The sequence below is a fragment of the Bacillus sp. EB106-08-02-XG196 genome, from assembly GCF_013396335.1.
Taxonomy (GTDB): Bacteria; Bacillota; Bacilli; order Bacillales; family Cytobacillaceae; genus Neobacillus.
Genome location: NZ_JABWSY010000017.1, coordinates 57,344 through 76,145 on the forward strand (window position 1 = coordinate 57,344; position 18,802 = coordinate 76,145).

Here is an 18,802-nt window from a genome sequence, read left to right on the forward strand (position 1 = left end):
GGACATGGGGACGGTTCTTATGGTTTAAATAAAGCTATTTGTTGCCACAAGAACCGTCCCCGCGGTCCCAAGACACAACAGGATACAACCGCCCAATGGGTTAGTTGCCTTCTTTTAAAGATTTAAGTGTTCTTAATTTTAGCTAATCGAACAAAGTTTTCATCTCTTCGTTTAATTTTCTGTTGAACTTCTTCATGGTCTGCATATGTAAATAACCCACTACCTGTTTTGGTTCCTAGATTTCCACTTTGAACTTTTTCCTCAACAAATGCTGGAACCTTTACCTCTTGTGATAATTCTGGGGCAAGATTCTCCACTACACTCTTCCAAATGTCAAGTCCCCCAAAATCAGCAGTTTCTAAAGGACCAATAAATGCCCATCTGAATCCTGGACCATCTGTAATGGCTAAATCAATATCCTCCGGAGAAGCAATCCCTTCATTTAATAAATAAAAAGCTTCACGGACTAGTGCTGCTTGCAAGCGATTGGCAATGAAACCAGGGATATCCTTTTTCAGAACTACTGGTTTTTTCCCTATACTTTTCAGTACTTCTACAGTTCGGTCAATCATTTCTTGTGCCGTATCAGGTCCCTTCACCACTTCCACTAACGGAACAATCTGTGCTGGATTAAAGAAGTGGGTGATAATTAATCGGTCTTTCTTCTGAAGTCCTTCTGATAATTGTCTTAGTGAAAATGTCGAAGTATTAGAGGCAATAACGGTATCTTCCTCGATTAATTCTTCCAATTGTTTGAACAAGCTAAATTTAATATCTAAATTCTCTGAAGCAGCTTCGGTAACAAAGGATGTATTCTTAACACCCTCTTCTAAATCAGTCGTTGTAAAAATATGGGACAGTGCGCTTTCTTTATCCTCTTCACCAATAATTCCCTCATCAATTAGCATATTTAAATTCGTTGAAATTCTGGTGACCGCATTAGATAAAAATTCAGCTTTTATATCATATAAAAAAACATCATATCCTGCCTGTGCATATAGTTGAGCAATTCCATGCCCCATTGTACCTGCACCTAATACAGTAACTTTTTCAGACATAAGTATCCCACCTTGGTCAATATTTTATTAATCTATTTTTTATTTTACTATAAATCTGTTAAACTCTATTAATTGCATAATGCATCATCCGACATCCGACATTTTCATCAAAATGGTAAGTCCTCATCTTCATAACGCCATTCAGAAACAACCGGCTTTTCTTGCGTATCGACTTTCCCCATTAATTCCCTGCTGAGGACGCGCTTAACTGGTAGAACCCTATCGAACTTCTTCTCATATAGATCCCGAATCCATACTTTTACAGGTGCTTTCCATTGCTGATTAGGTGCAGGGATATTTTTAATTAAACTCTTTGGTGTCATCCCCAACTCCTTAGCCATTTGTATATCAGTCTCATTCAACCGGCATCGTTTTTTTGCCTCTGCCCAAGCTTGTGAATTCTTTTTTGTTGCCATCGCCCTATCCTCCTGCTGTATTGCCGTTCTCAAATCAACAATCACTGAAATTTCCTCAATAACTCTTTCTTTTCCTCTTGTGTCTAATTTTAAAGCCTCCACTAAGACACACCGTTCTGGAAAATGCTTACGAACTTCAGACTGGTTCATTTTTACTTTTATATTTATTATATCATCGATACCTTTAAAAATTTTTCCACCATTTTTACTAGATTCTTTTTACGACAATATTCTTCCTACTAAGTAGAGATAATCACAGGTTTGACAGCATTTAAAGGTTTTCTAATCAATCGTTTGGTTAATACCAATTCAACTAATTAAACGTTTAATTAAATACCGACTAAACCCTTTTAACAAAAGAATTTTTGGCTGTTTTCAAGAGAATTTATTGTCGTATAAAAATTGTGGTTGTTAGGAATTAACTTAAAACCTGACAATAGAAACTAACGAAATACACTTTTTAACAAATAGAAACAAATTTTATACTAATTAATCGTTTAATTGAAAGTGCAGTAAACCCTTTCAGACCAGGATTCTTCCCGTTTTCAAGAAAAATTTTTTGTCGAGGAAAACACCTGTATTTCCCTATCGGTGAAACGATTGTGGAACTAATCTATGATCCAAAAATATCCGGGTGATGAGTAGGGACGCTATACGTCCTACCTACCAACCATCCTTATAATTCGTGCCTGTCACTCCCCGAATAATCTTGTTTCACACAAGGTTCCCTAGATTATGAAGAAATGTTTAATTTTGCCAAAAAAGCTCCTCGTATGTTCAATAAACTTATGAGAAGCTTCTTAATTATTTTAGGATTTATTACATCATGCCACCCGTAGCGCATCTCCCCAGTTCAGCAGCATCATTGGGGAGGAGACTTCCTAATTTTGATTCTCTATAAGTTCCTCAACTTCCTTCTTTGTCGGCAGAGCAGAGATCGCTCCTTTTCCTGTTGTAGTGAGAGCACCGCAAGCATTGGCAAATTGGAGGATAACGGCCTGGTGGTCTCGCAGTACTTCTTCAAGGTTTTCCGGATTTGCATGCAATTCTAGTATTTGATATAAAAATCTGCCAATGAACGCATCACCTACTCCGGTTATGTCCACAGGTTCAACAGAGTATCCGCTCGATTTAAACTTTTGATCTATTAAAATCAAATCTGCTCCAGCAGCTCCCTTTGTGTAGACAACTGCCTTCACGTTTCCAACGAACAAAGATTGTATCGAATCCGACTCCTCTTTTATTCCCGTAATAAAACTAAGCTCTTCATCGGAAACCTTTACGATATCTGCAGTCGGTAAAAATTCAAGAATTGCCCTACGGCAGTCCTCCGGATCTTCCCAAAGCGGAAGCCGCACATTTGGGTCAAAGCTGACCAAGCCATCCGCAGCTGAAACAGCGGCAATCGCTTTTTTATGAGCCTGTTTCATCGGGCTTTCCACCAGATCAACTGAGCAAAAGTGAAGTATATCCCCCGCTTGGAACCATGTTGGCTCGACCTCCTCCTCGCTTAACAGCAAATCAGCGGAAGGATTACGGTAAAATGAAAAGTCACGTTCCCCGTTTTCTTTTAACGAAACAAAAGCCAAGCCCGTATTCGCCTCCCTAGTCCGGTATACCTCGTCCGTCTCAACCCCGGCCTCGACTAGCCTTTCAACTAAAAAGTCGCCAAACGCATCCTTTCCTAATTTAGAAATCAACGCTGCTTTCTGCCCATATTTGGAAACGGCAGCTGCCACATTTGCCGGTGCTTCCCCAGGAGCTCTCTTAAAAGAGACAACATCCTTTAAAGCCACACCTTTTTGAAAAGGGATAAAATCAATTAACACTTCACCAATCGTAAAAAGCTTTCCCATTCTTTCACCTTGCCCAGCTAACTGATATGAAAAAGATCAGCTGCTAACTCAAAAGCTAAAGACTCTGTCCGTACTTTTCATATTACAGGCAACATAAAAGAAAAGGTCTCCCAAAAGTACTACAAAGAAGCGGCCAACACTATTGTGAAGGCCGCTCCCAAACCAATGATTCTATTAAAATGGTACTTTTTTATAATATCTTCTCGTTGTCAGCGGGTGATTCCTTTGCTCTTCCAAGTGGCAGCTTACTCTCTCAAGTAACGCCGCAAAGACAATCGGAGAAACGAGACTACGCAGACCTTCGGAAATGCCCTCTAATGGATATTCCTTCGTATCAAAAATGGTTACTTCCTTCGAGTAATGTTCAGCAAATCGCTCGACTCTCTCCACTAGCTGACGGTTTCGGTCTTCCCCTTTTAGCAGAATAATGCTCGTATCTTCTTCCACTAATTCCAAGGTACCATGGAAAAAATCAGAGGCATGAACCGGTCGTGTTTTAATCCACTGCATTTCTTCTAAAATACACATGCCATAATAATAGGTTTGACCCCAATCGATTCCTGCCCCTGAAAGGATGTGGTACGGTGTATCTTTATGTTTGCGTGCAAACTCCGCCGCCCGCGGTTCTACCGCTTCTTTCACGGTAAGGAGGGAATTAGGTAGATGTCTCATTTCCTCAACAAATTGCTGATAGACTGGAAATTCATTCCGCTTATACATCAAACGAAACGCTAGTAAATAAGACTGGATATAGAACGATTCACAGGAGGTATCATCAGCCGCATAATTAACAAAAGTATAATCGGTTCCAATCGCTAACGGTGTAGCCGCATGCCCCACTAAGCTGACCGTTACCGCCCCTTTTTCTTTACAAAACGCCGCTGCCTCCACTGTTTCTTTGGTTGTACCAGACAAAGAAGGCAAGATAACCAATGAATGTTCACCCAGGTGCTGATGATCCATTAACATCAATTCCGAAGAGATTTCAGTATAAACCGGCAGGCTGGAATGTGTTTTTAAAATATATTCAGCCGGGCGCATCAGGATGACCGCTCCTCCAGTTCCAACAAAGAAAACATTTTCCACCCCTTTTTCTATCACCGAATCAATGACCTGATCGAATTCATCCTTAAGAGATAAGGCACCATTTTGTATAGTTAAATATCTTTCCACATCAAAGTTAAACATGACTAGCCGCCTCCTAGTAAGCCATTTTACGGTAATATCTGCGAGTCTCTAACGGATGGTTTCTTTCACGCTCAAGATATACACTGATTCGGCCCGTTAATGCCCAGTTCAGGCAGATCGCAAAGTGTTTTCTAAATTCATCACTAACTCCTTCCAAGCGGTAATCCTTTGTATCGATAATGAACAATTCGTTGGTGATATTTTCTGCGAATCGTTCCACACGTTCCACCAATGGACGAGTTTCATCTTCGCCCTTGAATAAAATCACACTTGTATCCTCTTCAACCAGCTCAAGCGTGCCGTGGAAGAATTCAGCCGCATGGATGGATTTAGACTTGATCCACTGCATTTCTTCCAAGATACACATTGCGTAGGAATAAGTGTTCCCCCACAGATTTCCGGCCCCAACCAGCATATGGTAATCGGTATTTTTATGTTTAATCGCGAATTGCTCAGCTTGTGAGTCGAATTGCTCTAACGCATCGACGATACCTTGTGGCAAGAGGGAAATTTCCTTTGCAAACTGATCATATTGCGGAAACTCATCATTGTTATGAATAAAACGGAACGTAAGCAGCTGTAGGTGAATAAAGAAAGTGTCAAACGAATGCTTCTCATGACCAGTGGAGATGCAGTAATCAACAACCTCAGCCAATAGCGTGCCTTGTTCTGCAACTAGTCCAATCGTTGTCGCACCCTTGCTTTTACAGAACTCAGCAGCGGCTACTGTTTCTTTTGTCGTGCCAGTAACTGAAGCAAAGATACAAACAGAATCCTTGGTCAAGTGGCGATTATTCATCACCATAAGCTCAGCGGCAATTTCCGCATGTACCTCCAGAGTGGAATTAGACCTTAAGATATACTCATATGGATACATCATCGCAATCGTCCCGCCGGAACCGATTAGGAAAATATTTTTAAATCCTTTAGCCGAAATACTATCAACAACCTTCTCAATTTCCTCTCTCTTCGCGATGGCCTCTTTCCCAACCAATTGTAAAAATAACTCCGCATCAAATTTCAACATGTACACTACCTCCAAATTTTTATTAGAATTATTAGGACTACTTTTTTATGATTACTTTTTGGTGCCTGACACCAAAAAGTAACACCGCCAACATTTTTAATACGGTACTTTCCACATATATCTTCTTGTACTTAGTGGATGGTTTCGGGCTGTTGCTAGTTCTTCTGCATATTGGCGCAGAATGGTTTGCAGGACGAGTGGTGCTATGTAGCCTTTGACGCTTTCTGCTACACCTGTCAGATCAAAGTCCTTTGCATCCAGGACGACAACTCTTTCGCCATATCTTTGGGTGAATTCCAATGAGCGTTCTTCTAATGGCCTGGTCTCATCTAAACCTAACAGCTGAATTACTGGTACGTTTTGATCCAAGACTTCAAACGGCCCGTGGAAATATTCCCCGGCATGGAGAGCGTGGGAGTGAATCCACTGCATTTCCATCAGCAGGCAAATTGCAAACCAATAAGCAGTTCCATAATTCGCGCCACTCGCCATCGTGTAAATTACTTTTTCATCCTTATAGGATTGAGCAAATTCCTTAGCCTGGTCTAAATACTTTTCTTTCTCCTGTACCATTATTTGATCTAATTTCTCTAAGGAGGAAACGACTTCGGAAAACTTTTCATTCCCTTCTTTCGCAGCCAATAGTCCAAAAACAAGTTCCAACATCACGGCTGGTGACTCATTCACATACTTCGCTTCTTTCCCATCTTCATAAACAACCACATACTCAGATGCTTCCGCAAGCGGTGATCCCGGGTCAAAGGTTAACGAGACGGTCAGTGCACCTTTTTCCCGTGCAAAGCGGGCAGCCTCTACTGTCTCCGGTGTTTTTCCAAAGTGGGAGCACAAAATCACCAGCGATTTCTCGTTAAGTCTCCTCGGGTTACGATGCACGAACTCATTGGAACTATACAAGTCCGAGTCAATCGTTGCACTTTCTCGGTCTAATACGTATTTACTTGCATACATGAGTGATGAAGAGCCACCACAGCCTACGAAATAGACACGATCGAGGTCCCGTTCTTTAAAGGCATCCAATGCCTTTTGTAAGTTTGGTAACATTTTTTATCCTCCTTTATTTATTGACTTTGACAGATGAAACTCACTTTGCGTATATTGGAACCTTTGATAGGTACCAAAACAAACCAAGGCGAATCCACCAATTAAAATACATCCATACAGCAGTACCAATGGTCCAAATCCATCGTAGAGCAGCCCGCCTAGTAAAGGTCCAATTGTTCTCCCTACATTGGCAGCCCCACTTACTAAGCCTTGGTACATTCCTCTTCTATTTATGGGTGCCAGTCGATCCGCAATCGCTGGCACGGCCGGAAAAATAAGGATTTCTCCGATCGTCATAATCACCATTCCCGCAACAAACCCGCCATAGGAATGACTCTGTGACAAGAAGCCGAAGGTGGCCATAAAAAAGAGTACACCCGATAAAAGCTGCCATTTCATCGGTGCCTTCATGCGGGCCATAAACCATTGGATCAAAGGCTGACCCAATAAGATCAGCAACCCGTTGATGGTCCACAAAGCACTATAGGCTGACAACGTAAATCCTAACTGGTGCATATAGTTAGAAATACTCGTTTGCCATTGGATATAGGTAACCCAGCAAAACATAAATCCTAAACAAAGAACCAATAAGGAATTAAAGCTTTGTGCAGGACGCACCTCATGTTTCGGCTTCGGGACATGTTCATTCTTCACCTTAACAGCTTCACTAACTGGTTCAGGTTCTTCGAGAGCGAACCAAACAATGCAGATAAAGACGAGATAGGTGAATCCATTGACCCAAAAGACGTATTGAAAAGAGAATTGCGCCACTATGCCGCCTAAAGCGGTACCTACTGCCACACCGAAATTAAGAACCAGATAGATAAGATTAAAGCTTTTTCTGCCGCCTTCCTTCCAAACAATCCCCGCAAGGGCATAGATGGGAGGAAAAATGGTTCCAATAGCTAATCCAAGCAGGACCATCATTAGGATATAAATGGGCCATGATAGACCAATGGAAATAATGAAAATAGAACAGGCAGATGCTAGAACCGAAAGGAGAAGGGTTCGTTTCCCACGAATACGGTCATATAAGTAACCGCCAAGGAAACTGCCAACAATCTCAGCTCCTGAATGAAGCATTAGAACAAAACCGGCTTCTGACAGCGTTTTTCCCATCCCTTGTGTCATGTAGATGGTGTGTAAGGGCCAAAGAAAAGCCATACCGGTGGAATTGACCAACATTGCGATTAATAAAACTTTTAAGCTCTTGGGATAACTCCTCCATATCGACATAGGATAAAACTCCTTTATATCACTGAATTAGTCACCCTATTCGGAACAATCCCTCCGTCCGTTACTCTAGAAACAGTGCTAGACTTCGCAGGGACTTTTCAACCGCCTCATTGGGGTCAATCAAGTATTGTGAAGAAGTAAACTCCAACGTAAGGGCGCGATTGTAGTTGTAGTTTCCTAAGGTTTTTATATATGTTTCCATTGGCAGGCTGCCATCCCCCCATGCTAAATGTCCACCCGGGTTCCCATCGATAAAGTGGATATGGACCAAGTCATCCTGTAATTCCTCAAAATAGCTGGCCAGTTCCTCCCCTTCTACCGCAAGCGGAATGTTATCGACCATTCCTTTTAATTTAGGAGAAGCAATCGAAGCGAGGATTTCTTTTAACTCAGGCAAGGTCGTAATCAGATTGGACTCAATTTTTTGCAATGGCTCCAGGGCTAAAACAATTCCTTGTTTTTCTGCATAAACAGTTAGCTGCTCCAAAGAATCTTGGGTCCGACTCCACGCTTCCTGCCTGCTCTCATTGCGGTATCCCCAGCCGGCTGTAACTAACACCATCGGCGTCTCTAATTCAAGCGCAGCATCGATTGATTTTTTAAAATAAGCGACACTTCTTTCACGAATCGCTGACTCTTTTGCGGCAAGATTGATCGGGTACATACACTGTTCAGGAGTAAAGCAAACAATCTCCAATTCACGCCGGTCGATTTCTTTCTTAATGGCGCGGATTTCTACTAAGGAAAGATCCTCCACATACAGGTGCGGCGCAGCACCCCACAGCTCAATTTTTTCAAACTCATACTTCACCATCGCATCTAAAAAATAATCCAGCGGATAGTGCAGATAATGAAAGTTCATTCCTGTTATTTGCGAACGTTTGATTTTGTCCATCCAATCCCTCCTACTCCGTTCTCAACGTAGTTTTAATAAGTGACGTTTGGTATATACCATTCAAACCAATCATCTGAAACAAGAGTGATGGAGAGGGAAGAGGAAAGCGAACCAACCCTTTCCTTTTCATTCCCCTATGACCCTTTACAAGTTCCATTATCCTTTTACACTACCTGCGGCGAGACCGCGCACAAATTGCTTTTGGAAAATAATATACGCGATAATCATTGGCAGCGCAGAAATGGCTAATCCCGCCAATTGGATTCCGAAATTGGTATTCAACTGACTTCTCAAGTTCATCAGCCCCACTGGAATCGTCCTTAAGGCAGAATCCTCTACAAAAACTAACGCAAACATAAATTCATTCCACACGTTCATTCCCGTTAATAACGCACACGAGGCAATAATCGGTTTCCCCATCGGAACAATTATATGTCGGTACACCTTCCAACTATTACACCCATCAATAATCGCTGATTCCTCAAGCTCTTTTGGAATCGACAGAAAATAGGAACGCATTAAGAAAATTGAAAACGGCAGTTGAAATGCAACATATGGGAGAATTAACGCCCAATAAGTATTGTACAGTCCAATCGCCTGCAGTAATTTGTAAAGCGGAATTAAGCTGACCTGCGGCGCCAGCATTAGCCCGCTTAGGATAATAACAAGCAAAATATTCTGTCCTTTAAACTGGAAGCGGCTTAATCCAAAAGCGGCCATCGACCCCAGCAGTAATACCGTTACGACCGATACTGTCGTAATGAACACACTATTAAGGAAAAATTGGCCAATCCCGGCATCCCAAGCGGCACGGTAATTTTCCCACATCCATTCTTCCGGAAGCGACCAGGTATTTAAGAAAAAGTCAGCATTAGATTTTAGTCCGCTCAAGCCGAGCCAAAGGATCGGATAAATGATCACCAATGCAAAGAGACTAAACCATATAAGCACACCCGTTTGAAAAATTTTATTTTTCACCTTCAAAGAAAGCTTGGAACTTCCTTTCTTGATTTCTTTTATTTCATTTGTTTCAACTACCGTATTATTATTCGCCATTGCCTATGCCTCCTGTCCCGATTTGCCTATTTTTAGCTGAATTAAGGAAAGAGTAAGGGTGACGACAAAAATAATAGTCCCGATGGTGGAAGCATAGCCCATTTCATCATTTCGAAAGGCTGCCCGATAAAGCATCGTTCCTAACACTTCGGTTGAACGGCCGGGTCCCCCATTTGTCATTACATACACTTCATCAAATACTTTGAACGCACCGATTACCGTGATCACCGTACCGACCAGAATCATTTCTTTCATTTGCGGCAGGGTGATAAAAAAGAACGTTTTTATCTTAGAAGCTCCATCAATCATGGACGCTTCATAATATTCGGAAGGAATTTTTTGCATCGCAAGCAAGAATAACATCACCATATACCCGGTGTACTGCCATTGTGAAACAGCAACAACAGCATAAATCGCCGTCTTACTGTCACCCAGCCAAGATATTGCCCATTCCGATTGTCCGATTGCATTTAACACCCCGTTCACTAAACCCACTTCTGGATTATAAAGGAGCTGCCATAACAAACCGACAACCGCAATTGAAATAACAGATGGGATAAAAAAGACAGTCCGGAAAAATGGCTGAAACCTTCTAATCAATTTATCTTCTAATATGGCTGCAATGATTAAGCCCATACCTACCTGAAAAACCAATGAAATGACGGCGTACAGAGAATTATTTTTCAATGCAGTAAAAAAGATTGGATCTTTGAAAAGTCTTCCATAATACTCTAAGCCAACAAAAACTCTTCCAGCCTCAAAGGAATTCCACCGAAATAAACTGTTATATAGGTTTAATACAATCGGCAAAAATACAAAAAACATGATGAATAGGAGCGCTGGCAAAATAAAAAGTATCGCAGTTTGGCTGTTTTTAAATGTTTTTGTCATCCCCAACTTCCTCCTAGGAGGGGGTAAGCAGGTGTGCCCTGCCTACCCTTTCTCGTTTATAAAAAATGTAACATGTAGTAAAATTGATTCCTGTCTAGCTCCTGAAACTAGATGATCGTGGACTAGTCGCTAAATGGGTGCTTCCGCCTTTCTTATTCCACTTCACTTTGTACTTGCTTAGCTACATCTTGTACTTCTTTGATAATTTCCTTAGGAGATTTGGACCCATCAAGTAATAGCTGAATATTGGATAGATACACATCCGCTACCTTCGCATGGACATCTGTGTCGAGCCATTCAGCCATACCTTCAGCCTTCTTCATGACTTCCACACCTTCAGCCACTTCCTTCAAAGCTGTATCTTGGTTTGTAGCCCCATCAATCGGACTTGGCCAGCCAATTTGCTCCACAAGCTTTAAGGCGTTATCTTTACTTGTTAAATACTTCAAGAATTTAATCGCTTCTTTTGGATGTTTTGTTTTGGAAGAAACGATAAATCCATCCGGTGCTCCGGTAATGAAACTCTGACTGCCCTTACCATCTGCAATGGACGGCATTGGGAAGAAGCCCCAGTTTCCTTTCATATTATTCTCGATTGTTTGGAATTCTTCCAATTCGACATAGAAGATTGCTCCCTTACCGGCTGCAAATAATTGTTGCCCCATATCATGAGAACTAGAGTTAACATTCTTCATAAAATAACCCTTCTTATTCAAATCAGCTAACATCTGCATAGCTGTTACATAGCCTGGGTCTGTAAACTCACCTGATTTCGGATTATAGTCTTCCATTCTCACATCCTGAGCCACCATCTTTTGGTTTAGGCCTGTTAAGTAATGTATTGCTGCCCATGGACCTTGGTTTCCTAGAATAATCGGCGTTTCTCCGCCTTCTTTCAAGGTGTCTAGCACTTGTATAAATTCATCCCAAGTAGTTGGTGCCTGCAGTTGATATTTATCAAAAATCTTCTTGTTGTAAACAAAGAATTTTCCATTGAAACGAAGAGGGATCCCGTAATTTTTTTCATCTGATGTGAAAGGCTGAAGAGACGCCGGAATAAAACTGTCCTTCCAAGCTGTATCTTCATTTAAATAAGGAGTTAAATCTAAGGCTGCATCTGCACGGACGAATTTCCTGGCAAATTCACCTGACCACGAAAACATAATGTCTGGAACCTCGTTACCGCCTAGAATGACACGGAGCTTGTCTTTAATTGGTTCATCTGCAATCGCTTCCATTTTAATGGTGATATCTGGATTTTCCTTTTCAAAGGCTTCCACTACTTCTTCAAAATAAGGAGCGTATTCTGGCTGCGGCCACTTATGCAAAAACTTTAATACAACCTTCCCCGACTCTTCATTGCTGGAAGAAGAACTAGAGCATCCCGTCAGGACAAGAGCGAACACCATCAGTACTGCTAATACTACGTTTATTTTCCTTCTCATTTCATTAACCCTCCTTATTTTTATCAAATCAACCTACACAAAAGCGCTATTCCTTCCCCCCCAAACTTCTATTAATGGTTTTATATTTTAATTCCTTTAAGGAAATTAAAAAGGAATCCCATAACCAAATGCACCATCTACAAGACACGTCTTTGCCGCAAACTTAGCCCCTTCCTCCATACTGTTTTGGAGGAGGATGGCTTCCTGAATTTCAGGATTTTCTTTTTTTTCAGAGAGATAATGTAAGATAAATGCAGTAAAAAAGGAATCACCGGCACCCAGCGTATCCACCGGCTGTACAAAGTGCGGCTCCTGACGGTAAAAGGATTGGCCGTCATAGACAATCGAGCCTCGTGAGCCCATTGTGCCCAGTACTAATTTACTCCCATAAAAATTGGCACGTTTTAATAGATTCTCTACTTCCTCTTCGGCCAATTGCCCACAGGAGAGTAAGCTTATATCGATATGAGGGCAATTCTTCGCTAGCAATTCATCGTTATAATCACTCGAAAAATCATAGGATACCAGGATCCCGGATTCTTTTAATTTATGTAACTCTGAATCCATCTCACTGTAGATGCTGCTATGGGCAATATCAAAGCTTTTAATATATTCCAAGTCTTCTGAACTGAGGATAATCGGATGATCTATTTGAACACCGCCCCCATTTCCGCCGATGAACACCCGATCACCATCTACTAAATCAACTGCAGCATAGCCATTTTCCCCTTCATGTTGTCTGCAGTAAGAAATGTCCACATGTAAGCTTTTTAAGGTGGCAATAATATGCTCTGCGGCCCGATCATTGCCGAACACCCCGAGATAGGCTGCTTCATTCCCTAACTGCTTAGCATATACACTGAAATTCAAGGCATTTCCGCCTGGATACATCGTTTTTTTATAAACATATTTATCAACTACATTATCGCCAACACCAATTACCTTCATAAAAAAACCTCCAAATTCCACTATTGGTATATACCATTTAAACTAAGTTGAAATGATAGTAACCTTCATTTCAGCTTTAATTCAGAATAAAACTTGACGATATCACTTCTCGTTAAGGATGTGGAAAATTCTATTTCCTTTTCATTGGTATCAAAAGCAACTGCTTCTTGGAAGATACACGGACTTTCGGAACGTATTTTCAGCAGCTTGCTCTCACTTTCATCGGAAACCGTGACCTGCATATACTCCTTTGCCATGACAAGGACAATCCCGTACTTTCTTTCTAAAATTTCATATAAGGAATGATTGTCTGTAATAATTTCATCGAGCCCAGGACATAGCTTCTCCGGCAGGAATGATTCTTCAATCGAGATCGGAGTCTCGTTAACAAGCCGAAGCCGTTGAATAGCGATCATCATTTCTCCCAGGGGCAGTTTAAGCTTTTGAGCTAAATTAGGTGTGGCTTCCATTTTACGAATGGACAGAATCTGTGTGCTCGGTATTAATCCTTTACTCAGCATGTTCTTGGTAAAACTATTAAACGTAACAAAATCCATTTGGATTTTCTTATTGTTGACAAAGGTTCCCGACCCTACACGCCGCTCCACTACACCTTCCCGCTCCAAGATCGACAAGGTATGTCTTGCTGTCATCCGGCTGATTTGATACTGCTCAGCCAATTCCCGTTCAGAAGGAAGCTTATCACCATGCTTAAGCTTTCCGCTATCAATTTCATCGAGAATTTTATTTTTTAATTGTTTGTAAAAAGGAACATCCTCTTCATCTTTGTTCATTCTACTCATCTCTATTTCTCCCGTATATGCACATATTCAATCCATATACAAAGGATATAGTATTTTTTCTTCATTTGTAAATTCTTGTTTTTTATAAATGGTATATACCAATATATGGAAATTAATTTCTAAAAACGCTTACATTTGTTTTGCAATAAAAGCAGGCTCTAGGATGATGTTTACCGAGGAGATTTGGAGAATGAAGTTCATTTTTGTCAGTATCTGAAAAACAATTGAATATCTTTCGTATTGTCAGAATTGTTAATTAAGTTTAGGATAATTTAATTCTACCCCCTTGTCAATATATTATCTACTAAACAAATATCTACAAAATTAGTAAAATTGACTAGACTATGGATTGGTAATTTCATCTTGCCCCCTGTCAATACTAGAATTCCGCCTTTAGTCTTATAAGAATAATGTCGATATTTGTCCTGATTTTTCCCTAAAGCAGGTTCCGTATGCATTAAAAATGAGAGAGTAGATCATTAACAGGAATTAGAGATAATTCACAAAACTAACATATATTCCCCATTTATAAGATTTTGTAAACGATATAATACGAGTAGTCCCGGTAAAATTCTCCATTTCCCCTCTCTTTCTTTTCCAAAAAACAATTCACTATGAAAGCAGGTTGATTTGATGAAGAACAGCAACAATACAAAGGATATTTGTGACGATAAAGAACCGCAGATGAAAGTATTAATGAAGCATTTTGAAAATCCAAAAGAACGTGAAAATCTATTAAAAAATATGAAGATAAGTGCTGAATTTGACATGAGGCAACGAGGACATTTTTTATTTTATGGGAAGGATTTTATTGACTATAAACTTGAACGCCCCTACGACAAAGACCGCAATGAGTTTCTCCGTATCTTATCAAACTTCATGTCCTACGTTTTGGAAGATGACTGTCCATCCTCATGGAAAAAATGCAAGCGACCATTCTGGGAAGAACTGATATTCACCCACTTACCACATGTTATGAGAATTACCCCCGATCAAAATCAAGTTGAAACCTTCCTCTCCCAATTAAAAATGTTTGTCCAGTGGCTTGATAAGCGTAGTGGCACAACATGGTTTACAGTGGTTGATAAATATTCAAAAGAGGCAATTTCCGACCTAAAAGTATGTGAGAAAGTGCTGAATGCTATTTTTTTGAGAGACTTCCCACAACTTCATCAGAAAGGCTTTAGCCCCGAGCAGCAAATCGAAATAGCTAGCCAGAGTTTCAAGCAATGTACAAAAAGATGGGATAGCCTTTTTGAGGTTAAAAGTATCTTTGACCAGATTACTGTATTAAAAGAATTTAACACCAATATCACCTATTATGTAAAAGGCTTGCCCACTCATTTAATCGTCCCTGGACTCATTATGAATGGCTATATTGGCCGAAAGAGAGGAACCTTACTCTGGGAGTGGTTTCAAACCGATGGAATCTATCCGCAAAAGGGGAGGAAATACCTTAAACTAAATAGTTGAGAGACCAATAAAAGTGCAATGGCCAGCATTATAAAAAAGCCGTGAGCATATGAAGCCTGCCCGCGACTCTAAGGTTAATTCTTAAAAACATCCTCTATATCAACTCGAAAACCTTCAAACAATCTAGATGTAGCTTCACCTTTACTTTTTTGCATATCATGTTGTTCATACATATTTCCATCATTGAGGGCATATACCGTTACTGCGTTCAACATTGGATTAACAATCCAATACTCTTTGACACCATAATTCATATAGAGATTTAACTTTGTAATCAGGTCATGTGACTGATTGGAGGGGCTTAAGATTTCAACGATTAGGCTTGGAACACCAACATATCTAGCATCTGTAAAACCACTTTTATCACATATGATGCTGATATCTGGGATGACAATTTTGATTCCCTTCACTTTTTCATCTTTTAATTCAATATCATATGGCGCATGAAATAACTCACATGATTTACCCTCAATAAAATCCCCAAATTTGTTCTCAAGCTTTCTAGATATACGTTGATGTTTTGTCGATGGTGATGGTGACATATAAACAAATCCATCTATATATTCTAGTAACGCATCAGAGTTTTCACGGATTTGAAAATATTCATCAACAGACATGGGATCAGTACGGTATTGATTCATTTCACCTATCCCCTTTTCTTTAAAAATTACTAATTGTATTTTACCACGTTTTATTTACCGCTACTTACTTTCAAACGCATTATAATTCGTGCCTGTCACTCCCTGAATAATCTTGTTTCACACAAGGTTCCCTAGATTATGAAGACATGCTTAAATTTTGCCCAAAAAAAGAAGCTCCTCGTATGTTCAATAAACTTATGAGAAGCTTCTTAATTATTTAGGATTTATAACATCATGCCACCCGTAGCGCATCTCCCCTGTTCAGCAGCATCATTGGGGAGGAGACCTCCTAATTTTGATACTCTATAAGTTCCTCAACTTTCCTCTTTGTCGGCAGAGCAGTGATCGCTCCTTTTCCTGTTGTAGTGAGAGCACCGCTTGCATTGGCAAATTGGAGGATAGAGGCCTGGTGGTCTCGCAGTACTTCTTCAAGGTTTTCCGGATTTGCATGCAATTCTAGTAATTGATATAAAAAACCGCCAATGAATGCATCACCTGCTCCGGTTGTGTCCACCGGTTTAACAGTGTATCCGCTCGATTCAAACTTTTGATCTTTTAAAATCAAATCCGCTCCGGCAGCTCCCTTTGTGTAGACAACTGCCTTCACGTTTCCAACGAACAAAGATTGTATCGCATCCGACTCCTCTTTTATTCCCGTAATAAAACTAAGCTCTTCATCGGAAACCTTTACGATATCTGCAGTCGGTAAAAATTCAAGAATTGCCCTGCGGCAGTCCTCCGGATCTTCCCAAAGCGGAAGCCGCACATTTGGGTCAAAGCTAACTAAGCCATCCGCAGCTGAAACAGCGGCAATTGCTTTTTTATGAGCCTGTTTCATCGGGCTTTCCACCAGATCAACTGAGCAAAAGTGGAGAATATCTCCTGCTTCGAACCAACCTGTCTCAACCTCCTCCTCACTTAACAGCAAATCAGCGGAAGGATTACGGTAAAATGAAAAGTCACGTTCCCCGTTTGCTTTTAACGAAACAAAAGCTAAGCCCGTATTCGCCTCCCCAGTCCGGTATACCTTGTCCGTCTCAACCCCAGCCTCGACAAGCTTTTCAACTAAAAAGTCACCAAACGCATCTTTCCCTAATTTAGAAATCAACGCTGCTTTCTGCCCATATTTAGCAACGGCAGCTGCCACATTTGCCGGTGCTCCCCCAGGGGCTCTCTCAAAAGAGACAACATCCTTTAAAGCCACACCTTTTTGAAAAGGGATAAAATCAATTAACACTTCACCAATCGTAAAAAGCTTCCCCATTTTTCCACCTCTAATACTCTATAAATTTATTTGATTTCCCATTTTACAGCCTTCACTTTAGTTTGCCCCCCACGAGCAAACACTCGAATTCCATTACTATTTTCACCAGGAAAAATCCTACCTGTAAATACTTCAACCCCATTATTAACAAACACCTCAACAGAGGAAACATCAACAAAGATTCGGAATGAAATCTTTTCAGCGTCCAACGTACATTTCCGAATCGTACCAAACTCCTCAGCAAAGGATTCTCCCGACTCAGTTCGATCAAACACAACCTTCTTCGCAACACCATCATACTTAATCACAGTTTTCTCCATTTCTCCAACACGAAGTTCCAAACCGAACTCCTCAGCCGTACTATCAGAGAACTCTGCAAAAAGCTCATATGCGTTTCCCTCAAAGTCATCAAAACCAACACTTTCATTCTCAACCGTCCAGCTGATTTCCGCCTTTTTCCCGCGAAGCAATATCAGCTCAGAAACTGGCTGCTGAACCAGTTTCCCGTCTTTAATCGATAACTCACGAGGGAGTGTTAAACAGTGAGCCCATCCATTTTTATCTGTAGGATAGTTAATTTCCGGTAACCCCATCCAACCGACTAGAATCCGCCTTCCCTGGTGATCCACCGTTGTTTGCGGCGCGTAAAAATCAAAGCCCCGATCTAACTCATGAAATGCACCATGCTTTAATTCAATATTCTCTAAATCTATTGGACTTCCAACTACATACCCTGATTGATAAATATTTTGATAGCTGTCCCCTTCCGCTTTTAACCCTTGTGGGGAGAAAAGGAATACCCCTTGTCCATCCAGCTCAAAGTAATCCGGACATTCCCACATATAACCGAACGCTTCACCTAACCCTGTCTTCACTTCGCCCGCAAACTGCCAATCTTTTAAATCCTTGGATCGATATAAAACTACACTTCCAGTCTTATTTTCTCTTTGAGTACCAATCACCGCGTAGAAGTAATCCCCATTTTTCCAAACCTTTGGATCACGAAAATGATCGGTATAGCCGCTTGGAACTTCTGCAATCACTGGTTCATCCATTTTGACAATGCTTCCATCCGGACTCATCACAGCCAAACATTGATAGGGGTGTCGATTCCAATATTCATCGCGCGTATTGCCCGTGTACATGATATATAATTTCCCATCATGCTCAATTCCGCTTCCGGAATACGCCCCATGGCAATCAAACTCATTCGAAGGCTCAATGGCCATTCCAACATTATCCCAGTGAACCAGGTCTTTCGATTTCGTATGATACCAATGCTTCAACCCATGAACCGGCCCGAGCGGGAACCATTGATAGAATAAATGATATTCACCATTAAAATAACTAAATCCATTCGGGTCGTTTAACAATCCTGTTACCGGCTGAATATGAAAAGACTGGCGCCATGGGCATTGATTCACAAGATTGGCTAACCCTTGGATTTCATCTACAGATACCTCGTCCATGGTTCTGTATCGTCGCTCTTTTGTCCATTCCATGCTGATTCACTCCTAATACAGAAAGGAGAATCACAGGATTC

17 protein-coding genes are annotated in these 18,802 nt (G+C 40.9%); 1 reads left to right on the forward strand and 16 read right to left on the reverse strand.

What is annotated here, in order from left to right:
- Positions 1-122 precede the first annotated feature (122 nt).
- The 13 genes from MLOOGBEN_RS23155 to MLOOGBEN_RS23215 all read right to left on the reverse strand — a co-directional run bounded on the left by MLOOGBEN_RS23155 (position 123) and on the right by MLOOGBEN_RS23215 (position 13,881).
- On the reverse strand, positions 123-1,058 hold the full coding sequence (locus MLOOGBEN_RS23155) for a 3-hydroxyacyl-CoA dehydrogenase family protein (RefSeq protein WP_179160642.1): 936 nt from the start codon (positions 1,056-1,058) through the stop codon (positions 123-125).
- A 107-nt stretch (positions 1,059-1,165) separates the two neighbouring features.
- Positions 1,166-1,624, reverse strand: a complete 459-nt coding sequence (locus tag MLOOGBEN_RS23160; protein WP_256989236.1) for a hypothetical protein — start codon at positions 1,622-1,624, stop codon at positions 1,166-1,168.
- A gap of 731 nt (positions 1,625-2,355) precedes the next feature.
- Positions 2,356-3,330 carry a PfkB family carbohydrate kinase gene (locus MLOOGBEN_RS23165; protein ID WP_179160644.1) on the reverse strand — a complete coding sequence of 325 codons (975 nt, stop codon included), beginning with the start codon at positions 3,328-3,330 and terminating at the stop codon, positions 2,356-2,358.
- A 174-nt stretch (positions 3,331-3,504) separates the two neighbouring features.
- A complete protein-coding gene (locus MLOOGBEN_RS23170) occupies positions 3,505-4,518 on the reverse strand; it encodes an SIS domain-containing protein (protein ID WP_179160645.1) in 1,014 nt (337 codons plus the stop codon).
- 13 nt (positions 4,519-4,531) lie between these two features.
- Positions 4,532-5,545, reverse strand: coding sequence for an SIS domain-containing protein (locus tag MLOOGBEN_RS23175; RefSeq protein WP_179160722.1), 1,014 nt, complete (start codon positions 5,543-5,545; stop codon positions 4,532-4,534).
- Between the two features lie 96 nt (positions 5,546-5,641).
- Entirely contained in the window at positions 5,642-6,607 is a 966-nt protein-coding gene (locus tag MLOOGBEN_RS23180) for an SIS domain-containing protein (RefSeq protein WP_179160646.1), read from the reverse strand.
- Between the two features lie 3 nt (positions 6,608-6,610).
- Complete coding sequence (locus MLOOGBEN_RS23185; RefSeq protein ID WP_179160647.1) at positions 6,611-7,843, reverse strand: MDR family MFS transporter; 1,233 nt, start codon at positions 7,841-7,843, stop codon at positions 6,611-6,613.
- A 61-nt stretch (positions 7,844-7,904) separates the two neighbouring features.
- The gene (locus MLOOGBEN_RS23190) at positions 7,905-8,738 is read right to left on the reverse strand and encodes a TIM barrel protein (RefSeq protein ID WP_179160648.1); all 834 of its coding nucleotides are present in this window, start codon (positions 8,736-8,738) and stop codon (positions 7,905-7,907) included.
- A gap of 156 nt (positions 8,739-8,894) precedes the next feature.
- Positions 8,895-9,794 carry a carbohydrate ABC transporter permease gene (locus MLOOGBEN_RS23195; RefSeq protein WP_256989237.1) on the reverse strand — a complete coding sequence of 300 codons (900 nt, stop codon included), beginning with the start codon at positions 9,792-9,794 and terminating at the stop codon, positions 8,895-8,897.
- Positions 9,795-9,797: 3 nt separating this feature from the next.
- Positions 9,798-10,685, reverse strand: coding sequence for a carbohydrate ABC transporter permease (locus tag MLOOGBEN_RS23200; protein ID WP_179160649.1), 888 nt, complete (start codon positions 10,683-10,685; stop codon positions 9,798-9,800).
- 152 nt (positions 10,686-10,837) lie between these two features.
- Complete coding sequence (locus MLOOGBEN_RS23205) at positions 10,838-12,130, reverse strand: ABC transporter substrate-binding protein (RefSeq protein ID WP_179160650.1); 1,293 nt, start codon at positions 12,128-12,130, stop codon at positions 10,838-10,840.
- Positions 12,131-12,235: 105 nt separating this feature from the next.
- Positions 12,236-13,078: a fructoselysine 6-kinase gene (locus tag MLOOGBEN_RS23210; RefSeq protein WP_179160651.1), complete on the reverse strand. Its 843-nt coding sequence runs from the start codon at positions 13,076-13,078 to the stop codon at positions 12,236-12,238.
- A gap of 65 nt (positions 13,079-13,143) precedes the next feature.
- Positions 13,144-13,881, reverse strand: a complete 738-nt coding sequence (locus tag MLOOGBEN_RS23215) for a GntR family transcriptional regulator (RefSeq protein ID WP_256989238.1) — start codon at positions 13,879-13,881, stop codon at positions 13,144-13,146.
- A 633-nt stretch (positions 13,882-14,514) separates the two neighbouring features.
- On the opposite strand from MLOOGBEN_RS23215, the gene MLOOGBEN_RS23220 reads away from it, so the two are divergent.
- Positions 14,515-15,354: a hypothetical protein gene (locus MLOOGBEN_RS23220; RefSeq protein WP_179160652.1), complete on the forward strand. Its 840-nt coding sequence runs from the start codon at positions 14,515-14,517 to the stop codon at positions 15,352-15,354.
- A gap of 74 nt (positions 15,355-15,428) precedes the next feature.
- Here the strand turns inward: MLOOGBEN_RS23220 and MLOOGBEN_RS23225 are convergent, their stop codons facing one another.
- From MLOOGBEN_RS23225 to MLOOGBEN_RS23235, 3 genes are all read right to left on the reverse strand, one after another.
- Positions 15,429-15,995: a Uma2 family endonuclease gene (locus MLOOGBEN_RS23225; protein WP_179160653.1), complete on the reverse strand. Its 567-nt coding sequence runs from the start codon at positions 15,993-15,995 to the stop codon at positions 15,429-15,431.
- Between the two features lie 289 nt (positions 15,996-16,284).
- Positions 16,285-17,259: a carbohydrate kinase family protein gene (locus tag MLOOGBEN_RS23230; RefSeq protein ID WP_179160654.1), complete on the reverse strand. Its 975-nt coding sequence runs from the start codon at positions 17,257-17,259 to the stop codon at positions 16,285-16,287.
- A gap of 26 nt (positions 17,260-17,285) precedes the next feature.
- Positions 17,286-18,761: a glycoside hydrolase family 32 protein gene (locus MLOOGBEN_RS23235; protein ID WP_179160655.1), complete on the reverse strand. Its 1,476-nt coding sequence runs from the start codon at positions 18,759-18,761 to the stop codon at positions 17,286-17,288.
- Positions 18,762-18,802 lie beyond the last annotated feature (41 nt).

Excerpts from the sequence above, each read along its gene's own strand:
- MLOOGBEN_RS23225 (WP_179160653.1), bottom strand. The coding sequence starts at position 15,995 with ATGAATCAATACCGTACTGATCCCATGTCTGTTGATGAATATTTTCAA.
- MLOOGBEN_RS23170 (WP_179160645.1), bottom strand. The coding sequence starts at position 4,518 with ATGTTTAACTTTGATGTGGAAAGATATTTAACTATACAAAATGGTGCC.
- MLOOGBEN_RS23165 (WP_179160644.1), bottom strand. The coding sequence starts at position 3,330 with ATGGGAAAGCTTTTTACGATTGGTGAAGTGTTAATTGATTTTATCCCT.
- MLOOGBEN_RS23230 (WP_179160654.1), bottom strand. The coding sequence starts at position 17,259 with ATGGGGAAGCTTTTTACGATTGGTGAAGTGTTAATTGATTTTATCCCT.
- MLOOGBEN_RS23180 (WP_179160646.1), bottom strand. The coding sequence starts at position 6,607 with ATGTTACCAAACTTACAAAAGGCATTGGATGCCTTTAAAGAACGGGAC.
- MLOOGBEN_RS23205 (WP_179160650.1), bottom strand. The coding sequence starts at position 12,130 with ATGAGAAGGAAAATAAACGTAGTATTAGCAGTACTGATGGTGTTCGCT.
- MLOOGBEN_RS23155 (WP_179160642.1), bottom strand. The coding sequence starts at position 1,058 with ATGTCTGAAAAAGTTACTGTATTAGGTGCAGGTACAATGGGGCATGGA.
- MLOOGBEN_RS23160 (WP_256989236.1), bottom strand. The coding sequence starts at position 1,624 with ATGAACCAGTCTGAAGTTCGTAAGCATTTTCCAGAACGGTGTGTCTTA.
- MLOOGBEN_RS23195 (WP_256989237.1), bottom strand. The coding sequence starts at position 9,794 with ATGGCGAATAATAATACGGTAGTTGAAACAAATGAAATAAAAGAAATC.
- MLOOGBEN_RS23220 (WP_179160652.1), top strand. The coding sequence starts at position 14,515 with ATGAAGAACAGCAACAATACAAAGGATATTTGTGACGATAAAGAACCG.
- MLOOGBEN_RS23235 (WP_179160655.1), bottom strand. The coding sequence starts at position 18,761 with ATGGAATGGACAAAAGAGCGACGATACAGAACCATGGACGAGGTATCT.
- MLOOGBEN_RS23215 (WP_256989238.1), bottom strand. The coding sequence starts at position 13,881 with ATGAGTAGAATGAACAAAGATGAAGAGGATGTTCCTTTTTACAAACAA.
- MLOOGBEN_RS23210 (WP_179160651.1), bottom strand. The coding sequence starts at position 13,078 with ATGAAGGTAATTGGTGTTGGCGATAATGTAGTTGATAAATATGTTTAT.
- MLOOGBEN_RS23185 (WP_179160647.1), bottom strand. The coding sequence starts at position 7,843 with ATGTCGATATGGAGGAGTTATCCCAAGAGCTTAAAAGTTTTATTAATC.
- MLOOGBEN_RS23190 (WP_179160648.1), bottom strand. The coding sequence starts at position 8,738 with ATGGACAAAATCAAACGTTCGCAAATAACAGGAATGAACTTTCATTAT.
- MLOOGBEN_RS23200 (WP_179160649.1), bottom strand. The coding sequence starts at position 10,685 with ATGACAAAAACATTTAAAAACAGCCAAACTGCGATACTTTTTATTTTG.
- MLOOGBEN_RS23175 (WP_179160722.1), bottom strand. The coding sequence starts at position 5,545 with ATGTTGAAATTTGATGCGGAGTTATTTTTACAATTGGTTGGGAAAGAG.